Raw genomic sequence first — 355 nt, forward strand, 5'->3', positions numbered from 1 at the left:
GCCTTGCATTGTCTTGGACCATCGGCACATCGTCGTATTGCGTCATGTTTGTATGGCGCGGTTTTGGATCTTGGATAGAAAAAGGCCCGCCGGATGGCGGGCCTTTGCAGATCAATCCGGGTGTCCGGTTCAGCCGAGCTTTTCGGTCAGTTCCGGTACCGCCTGGAACAGGTCAGCAACCAGGCCGAAGTCAGCGACCTGGAAGATCGGAGCTTCTTCGTCCTTGTTGATCGCGACGATGACCTTGGAGTCCTTCATGCCCGCCAGGTGCTGGATCGCGCCCGAGATGCCGATGGCGACATAGAGATCAGGGGCAACAACCTTACCGGTCTGACCCACCTGCCAGTCGTTCGGG

Annotated in this window: 1 protein-coding gene; it reads right to left on the bottom strand. The window is 58.3% G+C overall.

The annotated features are described in order from the left end of the window. Positions 1–129: 129 nt before the first annotated feature. On the bottom strand, positions 130–355 hold a 226-nt coding region (locus tag E1297_RS00480; RefSeq protein WP_196223080.1), incomplete at its 5' end, for an electron transfer flavoprotein subunit alpha/FixB family protein.

It is taken from the genome of Roseibium sp. RKSG952 (assembly GCF_009711355.1).